Origin of the sequence: Niveibacterium umoris, from assembly GCF_014197015.1 — a bacterium.
In the GTDB taxonomy this organism is placed as follows: Bacteria; Pseudomonadota; Gammaproteobacteria; order Burkholderiales; family Rhodocyclaceae; genus Niveibacterium; species Niveibacterium umoris.
Genome location: NZ_JACIET010000007.1, coordinates 1 through 9,779 on the forward strand (window position 1 = coordinate 1; position 9,779 = coordinate 9,779).

At 56.1% G+C, this 9,779-nt stretch carries 11 protein-coding genes; all 11 read right to left on the reverse strand.

Going from position 1 to position 9,779, the window contains the following annotated elements; genetic code table 11:
• Window positions 1–173: 173 nt before the first annotated feature.
• The 11 genes from GGR36_RS21365 to GGR36_RS21425 all read right to left on the reverse strand — a co-directional run bounded on the left by GGR36_RS21365 (window position 174) and on the right by GGR36_RS21425 (window position 9,558).
• Window positions 174–428 carry a hypothetical protein gene (locus GGR36_RS21365; protein WP_183638539.1) on the reverse strand — a complete coding sequence of 85 codons (255 nt, stop codon included), beginning with the start codon at window positions 426–428 and terminating at the stop codon, window positions 174–176.
• A gap of 2,077 nt (window positions 429–2,505) precedes the next feature.
• Window positions 2,506–2,724, reverse strand: coding sequence for a hypothetical protein (locus tag GGR36_RS21380; RefSeq protein ID WP_183638546.1), 219 nt, complete (start codon window positions 2,722–2,724; stop codon window positions 2,506–2,508).
• Window positions 2,725–3,244: 520 nt separating this feature from the next.
• On the reverse strand, window positions 3,245–3,463 hold the full coding sequence (locus GGR36_RS21385; RefSeq protein WP_183638546.1) for a hypothetical protein: 219 nt from the start codon (window positions 3,461–3,463) through the stop codon (window positions 3,245–3,247).
• 97 nt (window positions 3,464–3,560) lie between these two features.
• Complete coding sequence (locus GGR36_RS21390; RefSeq protein ID WP_183638549.1) at window positions 3,561–4,079, reverse strand: hypothetical protein; 519 nt, start codon at window positions 4,077–4,079, stop codon at window positions 3,561–3,563.
• A 92-nt stretch (window positions 4,080–4,171) separates the two neighbouring features.
• Window positions 4,172–4,624, reverse strand: a complete 453-nt coding sequence (locus GGR36_RS21395) for a hypothetical protein (RefSeq protein WP_183638552.1) — start codon at window positions 4,622–4,624, stop codon at window positions 4,172–4,174.
• Between the two features lie 534 nt (window positions 4,625–5,158).
• The gene (locus GGR36_RS21400; protein ID WP_183638555.1) at window positions 5,159–5,479 is read right to left on the reverse strand and encodes a hypothetical protein; all 321 of its coding nucleotides are present in this window, start codon (window positions 5,477–5,479) and stop codon (window positions 5,159–5,161) included.
• A gap of 111 nt (window positions 5,480–5,590) precedes the next feature.
• Window positions 5,591–5,980: a DUF2628 domain-containing protein gene (locus GGR36_RS21405; RefSeq protein WP_183638558.1), complete on the reverse strand. Its 390-nt coding sequence runs from the start codon at window positions 5,978–5,980 to the stop codon at window positions 5,591–5,593.
• A gap of 104 nt (window positions 5,981–6,084) precedes the next feature.
• A complete protein-coding gene (locus GGR36_RS21410; RefSeq protein ID WP_183638561.1) occupies window positions 6,085–6,336 on the reverse strand; it encodes a hypothetical protein in 252 nt (83 codons plus the stop codon).
• 173 nt (window positions 6,337–6,509) lie between these two features.
• On the reverse strand, window positions 6,510–6,947 hold the full coding sequence (locus tag GGR36_RS21415) for a hypothetical protein (protein WP_183638564.1): 438 nt from the start codon (window positions 6,945–6,947) through the stop codon (window positions 6,510–6,512).
• Between the two features lie 578 nt (window positions 6,948–7,525).
• Window positions 7,526–8,029 carry a DMP19 family protein gene (locus GGR36_RS21420; RefSeq protein WP_183638567.1) on the reverse strand — a complete coding sequence of 168 codons (504 nt, stop codon included), beginning with the start codon at window positions 8,027–8,029 and terminating at the stop codon, window positions 7,526–7,528.
• Between the two features lie 1,001 nt (window positions 8,030–9,030).
• Entirely contained in the window at window positions 9,031–9,558 is a 528-nt protein-coding gene (locus tag GGR36_RS21425; protein ID WP_207064403.1) for a hypothetical protein, read from the reverse strand.
• Window positions 9,559–9,779: the final 221 nt, after the last annotated feature.

The window sequence follows — 9,779 nt, forward strand, 5'->3', positions numbered from 1 at the left end:
AGCAGCATGCGGTGCCCCGCAAAGCGCCAGGCGCCGGGACGGCAATTCAATTACCGACGACAGGAATTGAGGGCTATTCAACACGAGGCTAACGTTGAAAGTAACCGGCACCGGAGCGCCAGCGGAGGGAACCCAAACTGCGCAGCAGTTTGGGTGTCCGGTTGACTGACCTGTTAGCGCCGCGACTGGCTATCAAGGCTGACACCGCAATACGGGCAATAGTTTATGGGGCGCAGATACTTGATGCGAAGTTGCGGATCAATAGACTTTGAACAGGCCGGGCACTTTAGCAAGAATAATTGGGCAAACCCCGCAACAACTGCAACGGCCCCCGCGATGAGCGCAATACGCCCCTGCATTTCGGGTGGCAAGGATTCGCTAAAGAGCGACATGACCGCAATAACCGATAGCGGCAGGTAGAACGCCACGAGCAGAATTCGACGCTTTCGAATGAGTGTGTTTCGGAGAGTCGGCATTTGGGCGCTAACGTTTGACGTAACGGGCGCCGCAGCGCAGCGGAGGGAACCAAAATGCGCAGCATTTTGGCGTCCCGTTGACGGACTTGTTAGGCACGGTGGGGCCTTTCCCTCTATTTGCAAACGAAGCAGATGTTTGTAGCAAAGACATACGCAAACAGGAGCAACAGGGATGCCGCGCCGCACGCCAATGAGGTTCCAATTGGTGATCGTGTGCCGAGGACTGCCCCTCCGGCAGCAAGGCAAATGATGCCAGGGACAGACGCAAGGTCTCCGCCGTTGCGCCCCATCTTTGTACCCAAATAGATCAAACCAAAGCTCAGTATCATTATCGGCGCCGCGAGGACCATGCGCCACCACTCTGGGCCTTCCGAGGGTGATGTGCCATTGCGCAAGTGATTCTTACTCGGTGCAATAACTCCAAAGTTATTGAAATTAGGCTCAGGGGGCACCCAGCCGCACTTCGCGCACGCATCTTCATTCGAAAAGATTAGAAACTCTGTTCCACAGTTTTCGCAGGTAATTTGCATTGGTGGGCCTAACGTTGGACGTAACGGGCGCCGGAGCGCAGCGGAGGGAACCAAAATGCGCAGCATTTTGGCGTCCCGTTGACGGACTGGTTAGCCATGTGCTGCCCCTCGGGAAAGCGATGAAATAAGCCAGCCTGCGTTTAGGAAACACAAAATGGCGTAGGTAAGAAGGTTTGAACGTAAGACAGCGCGGCGGACCAATAACGGGGGATTGTCGGCCACAATTCGGAGAACAACCGCTAGCTCTATGTACACCGAGGCAATGAAGAATGGAACCATGAGGGCGAGCGATGCAGCCGGGACCATCCAATACAAGTCGCCTTCGTATGGTATTAACCACGGGGCTTGCCAGGTAACCGCCAGAAGTTTCTGCAAGGGAGTTGTTAACCCGTACGATCGGCCTCCTCCGGTCAGGTCTTGCAACAACACCAATACGACCCATGTAATTGGAATACCCAAGAGCGTCGACGCAATATTGGCCAACGCGGAGGCCTTTAACACGGATAAGACGTTGGACCTAAATGTGCGCGCCAGCACAATTGCTTCAATTGCTATTACCGGCAACAGCGCGAGCACCATGCCCGGCAGGGTAAGGAACAGCAAAGGAACGCCGGCGTCTGCACGTGCGGCTCGCGCGAACAGCAAAGCCGACGCGGCCGCGGCGATGTAATACCGGACAGGGCGCGTTTGCATATGGCTAACGTTGGACGTAACGGGCGCCGGAGCGCAGCGGAGGGAACCAAAATGCGCAGCATTTTGGCGTCCCGTTGACGGACTGGTTAGCCATGTGCTGCCCCTCGGGAAAGCGATGAAATAAGCCAGCCTGCGTTTAGGAAACACAAAATGGCGTAGGTAAGAAGGTTTGAACGTAAGACAGCGCGGCGGACCAATAACGGGGGATTGTCGGCCACAATTCGGAGAACAACCGCTAGCTCTATGTACACCGAGGCAATGAAGAATGGAACCATGAGGGCGAGCGATGCAGCCGGGACCATCCAATACAAGTCGCCTTCGTATGGTATTAACCACGGGGCTTGCCAGGTAACCGCCAGAAGTTTCTGCAAGGGAGTTGTTAACCCGTACGATCGGCCTCCTCCGGTCAGGTCTTGCAACAACACCAATACGACCCATGTAATTGGAATACCCAAGAGCGTCGACGCAATATTGGCCAACGCGGAGGCCTTTAACACGGATAAGACGTTGGACCTAAATGTGCGCGCCAGCACAATTGCTTCAATTGCTATTACCGGCAACAGCGCGAGCACCATGCCCGGCAGGGTAAGGAACAGCAAAGGAACGCCGGCGTCTGCACGTGCGGCTCGCGCGAACAGCAAAGCCGACGCGGCCGCGGCGATGTAATACCGGACAGGGCGCGTTTGCATATGGCTAACGTTGGACGTAACGGGCGCCGGAGCGCAGCGGAGGGGACCAAAATGCGTAGCATTTTGGCGTCCCGTTGACGGACTTGTTAGAGCGCGGCCGTTGAACTGGGTTTGTTTTCATGAGCCGCTCAATTGATAACCGATAGTGAGCGCTGCCAACAAGGCGGCGAACCCAATGGTTGAGACAAACACCACGTTATGTGGTTGTTCTAGGCGCGGCGGATAGCGACCCACGGTGACTAGGCGCAGGACAAGCCAGCCTGGCCAATAGAAGACCACGGTGAGCAAAACTTCAACGAGCCAGGAGGCGACGAAATTGAAAATGCCCTCGATCACTCGTGCGCTCTAACGTTGGACGTAACGGGCGCCGGAGCGCCGCGGAGGGAACCAAAATGCGCAGCATGTTGGCGTCCCGTTGACGGACTTGTTAGGCAGCACTGCCGCCCCCAAACACATGAGAGTGCCAAGGTGCATCGGGGTCGGCAAACCATGACGCGTTCGACGGGTTGCTGAACTGCGCAAGCTCTCGCATGTCGCCGCTATAGCGCTGGTATAGCGCGATGAATTCTCGAAGGCTCTGAGCCGAAAGGCGTTTGGAGCGAAGGCGAATATGGAGTTCGCGGCCGCGGCCTTGAACGGAAACCACTCCGGAGATGGACTGTAGCCATGAGAAAAAGGCGGATTCGTCACCGGGGGAAAAGTACCGCAGAGGTGCCTGCCAGATGAGTGTTGCCACGAAATGCCTAACGTTGGACGTAACGGGCGCCGGAGCGCAGCGGAGGGGACCAAAATGCGTAGCATTTTGGCGTCCCGTTGACGGACTTGTTAGAGCGCGGCCGTTGAACTGGGTTTGTTTTCATGAGCCGCTCAATTGATAACCGATAGTGAGCGCTGCCAACAAGGCGGCGAACCCAATGGTTGAGACAAACACCACGTTATGTGGTTGTTCTAGGCGCGGCGGATAGCGACCCACGGTGACTAGGCGCAGGACAAGCCAGCCTGGCCAATAGAAGACCACGGTGAGCAAAACTTCAACGAGCCAGGAGGCGACGAAATTGAAAATGCCCTCGATCACTCGTGCGCTCTAACGTTGGACGTAACGGGCGCCGGAGCGCAGCGGAGGGAACCAAAATGCGCAGCATTTTGGCGTCCCGTTGACGGACTGGTTAGGGCTAGTTGAGCGCGACGACAAGCCGTCCCTCCTTGACCTCACGCCACGCTTGACGGCCGAACCACTCAGTAAGTGTGTGATTGCCATGGCTGAAACTCTGGCGGGAAAGAAGTTTCTTGGTCTGGTTGAAGATTGCTTGTGCCCAAGCCACAAATTCCTTTGGCTTTTCATGAAAGGTGCCGTCTTTAAACACCTTTGGCTCATACCAGAAACGCCCGCTTCGAATGCCGCCGTCCTTCAGGTAGCAGCGATCAACTGTAATTACGTTCGAGTTTGCGACATCTAGCCAAGGGCCCGAGAACACTAAGGAACGGAGTGGTTCTGGAGGTGCCAACAAAAGTGACAACGATTGCGTTCCCATGAGTTCCCTTGCCAGAGGGAAGTTGCCGATCGGAACGATGTAGTGACGCTCATTACGCTTCTCTACCACGAGAAGTGTTCCCCCGGCAGGGACAAAGACCTTCTCTTCGATCTCGGCTAGATCTTCTGGCAAGCAGAAGTAGGCGAACTGACGACCCATCGTGCGAGCCCTAACGTTGGACGTAACGGGCGCCGGAGCGCAGCGGAGGGAACCAAAGTGCGCAGCACTTTGGCGTCCCGTTGACGGACTTGTTAGGCGGGGCGCCGGCCATAGTTTTCCCGAAACATGATTGCAACCGCCCGGCGTGCGTTGGCCTCAAGGTTCGCGTGTGTGCCCAGAAGGTCACCGGGACTGCTGCCCCAAACAGGCGATGGAAGCCCGGGCTGGCCAGCGTGGACGATTGAATTGCGCAAGTTTCTTAACCAGTTCAGATCGGCGTTCTCGCCGAAGAGCAACTGGGCTCGGTTTTCATAGTCACCCGCAAAAACTTGTCGAAATTGAGCCTCTATTGCTGCAAACGCAAGGGTTATTGTGGAAATCCATGCGCCTGCAACGAACGCCCTGCGAATGTCTACTTCCAGAAGTAAGGCGTGAGTGCTGATTGGCCCAGCGTATCTATCGGGGCCGGCAGCCGTAAATGACATGGAGAACCAGCGCTCTCGCTCGATCCGAGTTTCGTCATCTGGCAATGTTTCAAATGACATGAATCACGCCTAACGTTGGACGTAACGGGCGCCGGATCGCAGCGGAGGGAACCAAAATGCGTAGCATTTTGGCGTCCCGTTGACGGACTTGTTAGAGCGCTGGGGCATGTTGAAAGACCTCTACGACGATGCCAACGCCAACGATGCGGGCACCCTCCAAAACTGAGAACTGAGTGCCAACCTGAAGCGCCTTGTACTCTACGCTTGGGGAATATGCGAAAAGTACGCGTGCCTCGACAACCTCGCCGCACGCGACAGGTATGCGCCCTTCTTCGATAAACGTGACGCCTAGGTGTTCGCCGTCGCCGACCCGGAAATGAGGGCGATACGTTGGCGAGAGGACCAGCGGAATGTCGCGCCCTCCGACCGCTGACGATACGAACTCGACGAGAACTCGTGCCCCATGCATGGTTTGCGCTCTAACGTTGGACGTAACGGGCGCCGGAGCGCAGCGGAGGGAACCAAAATGCGCAGCATTTTGGCGTCCCGTTGACGGACTTGTTAGAGCGCGATGAACCACGATCGCACATGCGCTCAGTCCTGGTGTTTGGCGAGATAGCTGCGGATTTCATCTTTGGAGCGAAGCCCCTCCGGTCCTTCAACCGCTGCCACACCTTCGAGGTGCTGACTCAAAGGCCGACCTCCGGTGCTAGTCAAATAATAGACGCCATGAGTGACTATCATTCCCGACTGGGTAGAAGGAGTTGAGAATTTAGCGCGCATTGGAATGCCACGGTCGTTGAAGAAGAGCCAATTTCCAGACGACACGTCAAAGCCTTCGCAGTACGCAACCGCCTCCGCCTCCGAGGCAAAAACGCAAATGGTTTTGTCATCAGTGGAGATGGCGAAGATCATGCGCTCTAACGTTGGACGTAACGGGCGCCGGAGCGCAGCGAAGGGAACCAAAATGCGCAGCATTTTGGCGTCCCGTTGACGGACTTGTTAGATTTCGGCGCCGTATGCAATTTACGTGGCCCTCGCCTTGCTGCCACGTCGTATGCCATTTGCTAAGTCAAGAGCCTCATCGTAGCTTTCGGCCTCTAAGTTGTCTGTAACCTCATAACCCTTAGAAAGCAGGTAGGACGTAAGGAGAAGATTCGCGTTCTTTGCGACAAAAATGAGGAACGCGACATGCGCCCCTGTAATGAGATAACCGAGCAACATGGCATCGTTTTGGATAGCGTAGCGCACCGCGAAATTCAGCGTCGCAGCGACACCGGCTGTAACGGCTGCTAAAGGCCAAAATTTCTTATATAGCGCCCAAAACGGCGCAACGAAAAGCGCTGGCCAACAGAAACCCTTCTTCACCACAATGGTCGGTCGTTTCTCTGCTTTGAGTACGCGGTAAATTGTCATTGTAGAAATCTAACGTTGGAAGTAACGGGCACCGAGGCGCAGCCGAGGGAACCCAAATGCGTAGCATTTGGGTGTCCCGTTGACGGACTTGTTAGGCGCCGCCGTCACTTCTTGCCCCAACGCCATTGCGGGCGCTCGCCCTTGACCCAGCAGATGGCAGTTAACGCGAGTGTGAGCACACCTGTGTAGGCGGCAAAGCCAGTTGTCCCATAGGTTGGAAGTACGGTAACCACGCCTGCCAGGACAAGGCTGACAAAGAGGCCCAAAACGACCCAACCTTGCCACATTGTTGGCACGCCCCAGCCCCAACCGTAACGTTTTGCGGGAAACCAATATTGCTTTTCGTTCGATGTCATAGCGCTTCCGTTAGCCGCAGAAAGAACTGCCAATAAGTGAAATCAGATTTCTTCGCGCAACAAAAAGCGGCGCCTAACGTTCGACATGAGCGGCGGCTTGCAGACGGCGAAGCCGGCTGTAAGACGTCCGCTCGATGGAGGGGTTAGGCCACCGGCCGAGCAGAAGAAGGCGCTCAACGCCTGCTGAAGCACACACCAGCAACCTCGACGACTATGCCGGTTGAACGGCAAGAAGTGACTTGATCAAACCAGTACTCGATGGGACCGTGGCCGTTCCAAATCAACGGCCGCACGAGTTCTCCGAACAAGTAGTGGCCCACCACAAGCTCCAAAAGATTCGGCATGGCGAGCACCTGCTGCAGCGCTGGATACCCTGCTTCAGCCAACTCATCTTGTGGCTCAGCACAAAGCTGGTCATCCTTCTTCGAGTCAGCCACCCATGCATCGTACGGAGCCGCGAGGCGCGCCAGCATGTCCGAAGCGCTGACCGTGACGGAAAAGCTGTGCTTCTTCATTTCGGTCCGAGCCGAACTCAAGCTCATTTCCGGAATTGCGAAGGCGGACAGCGATTGCTTCTTGCCGTCAACGCAGAGCACCACAGACGCATCCATAGGGGGCCTAACGTTGAAAGTAACCGGCACCGGAGCGCCAGCGGAGGGGACCCAAACTGCGCAGCGGTTTGGGTGTCCGGTTGACTGACCTGTTAGGCCAAGGCGTGGCGTTGCGCACGTAGCTAGCTGGCATTGACGCAGATAGCTTCAACGAATGGCGCTGGAACAAAGTCGCCTAGAGAGACGCCCCGAGACAGGACAAGCGTTGCGACCAACGCAAGATACCGGTTTACGCAAGAGTAGTAATGCAACGACTCGCTGTTAGATGGAAATGCTTCCATGTGCGACAACGCTCGGCCTATGAAAACGGGGATGACTTCATAGTTTTCACTGAGAACGAGGCCGATAATATTGTTGATGTAGGAAACGAGGTCGTAGTGAACCTTGTTTCTTCGATAGCAATTGGGCGGTACAACTTCTGCTCGATTCAGTTCGCGATGGAATTTTGCAATCTGTTCGAACAGTTCCAGCTCTGACGGTCCCATCATTGGTAGGCCTAACGTTGGACGTAACGGGCGCCGGAGCGCAGCGGAGGGAACCAAACTGCGCAGCAGTTTGGCGTCCCGTTGACGGACTGGTTAGAGCTCATTTGCGCGGATGTTGGTTCGATTGCGCTTAATGAACTCGAACAGCTTTTCGGAGAGGGGTTCTTCTGGCCCAGAGTAATAGCGTTTGTCTATTTCGCTCAGGCGCTCTTCGAGAACTTCGTCAGGGTCCATGACACGCTCTTCAAGTTCGTCATCGCTGAGAACCGCACCGTGCGTTACCAATTGGAGGGCTTCCTCGCACATTGCGGAAGTCAGCGGTGCGGCGATTTGACGGAACGCGCTCGGAGCAAAGTGCGCATGCGATTTGGACGAGTTAGCGAAAAACTGCAAGAAGCCACCGTTGTTCACCTCGCGTTCCACAGCCTCTACTGCGAGAACTACTCTTTCTTGTTCGCTCAATTGTGCTTTCTGTTCGAGCGCCGCTTCGAACGCCGCAACAATTGAGTCGTTCCGGAAGTGACCCTCCAGCGCAAGTAACTCGTCGGTCGTGGCGCCCGGCGAGTATTGGTAAAACGGAAGAGAGTCAGACGCCATAGTGGGAGCTCTAACGTTGGAGGTAACGGGCACCGAGGCGCAGCCGAGGGAACCAAAATGCGTAGCATTTTGGTGTCCCGTTGACTGACGTGTTAGCCGCGCAACCCGTGACCGATTGAGAAACCAAATGGCTCGCCGCAACGGCCAGCCGACGCAAAACCCGAACCGCAAAAGAAGCAGCGCAACCAGAAACGACGCGCTGCGAGCCGACGAGAAGCGTGCCGGGAAGAACGCCGGGCAAACGCGCTGACAGCGCAAAGCCGCTAAACGCGGACGCGGGGAAACGCGCACTCACCGTTGAAGGCGCCGCCCTCGAAGCCCGCGACGGTTGAGCGCGCAAGCGCCGTGCAGCGCGATGACCCGCCGAGCTGGCAGCAGCGTGCGGTGCCCCGCAAAGCGCCTGGCGCCGGGACGGCGATTCAATTGCTGACGACAGGAATTGAGGGCTATTCAACACGAGGCTAACGTTGAAAGTAACCGGCACCGGAGCGCAGCGAAGGGAACCAAACTGCGCAGCAGTTTGGTGTCCGGTTGACTGAACTGTTAGGTGCGGGGCGGAGGATTGCCGGAACCATACAGGTTGATCGTCTTGCGGGGTACGCCGTAGTTGTGAAGGAGATCATCAAAGAACCCCATGTCTTCTAGCTCGCGGTTATTTTCGTACGCCAAGCAAAGCACCATTCTCGCAACGAGAAGTGAGCGTTCGGAAGACACTCGAGGCCCCCCGTTTGCGTCAACCCAGGCCCACAGCTTGGCCTTAATAGGCTCGAGATCTGTCTGTAGCGTGCCATCCCAGTATTGTTCAAGCAACGCAAAAGCGTTTCGAATCTCTGGTTCAGACGGCATCGCAAGGTTATGAATCCATGCCCGCATATATCGCGCGTACTCTGAATTCGCCGCTAGATCTCTGCTCACGAAGCACCTAACGTTCGACATGAGCGGCGGCTTGCAGACGGCGCAGCCGGCTGTAAGACGTCCGCTCGATGGAAGGGTTAGGCACCTCAGCGCTCCGAGTCGATGTTGAACCACGGGCGCCAAGTACCAACCAAACGATCTTCCTCAAAGAAGCGCTCCGCGATTGCATTCTCCGCAAAGTCGGTTCTGTAGGAGAAGCCGACAGAGCTATAGATGGTCTTAAGGGGATCGGATTCATTGGGGAAGACATGCTCGATGCCCCAACGGAGCTGACAGGAAGTAGTTCTTGGTATCGCTTTCCAGTTTTCAGGGTGAGCGGCATGAAGTCGGCCCGGGCAATCTCTCTTGATGTGAAGAGAGAACCTCTTCTTCATGTTTGTTGTTTTACCCACGTATAAGCATGGGTAGAAGAGCTCCGTTGGCCACCAGTCCTTGTACTCCACGTCAACGGGCTGCTCCTTCGGGCCTTTCAGCACTATGTGCCTGTTCGCAGACATCAGCGTGCTCCTTTCGCCAAGCCACCAGAACGCGTACACGCCCGGGAGCTCCGGCAAATTGACAGACCGCCCGACAAAGATCTCGCGGATAGCTTTTATCGACTGCGGCAAGTGCATTTCAGGTGCCTAACGTTGGACGTAACGGGCGCCGGAGCGCAGCGGAGGGAACCAAAGTGCGCAGCAGTTTGGCGTCCCGTTGACGGACTTGTTAGCCCGCGGGCTTAGCGATGAAGCCTTGTTTGTCATCCGAACTGAACCCCGCCGATTGGTAAAACCGCAAAGTGTTTGAATCCTTGCGCCCCGTAAGGAGCATGACCTTGTAGCAACCCACCGCCCAC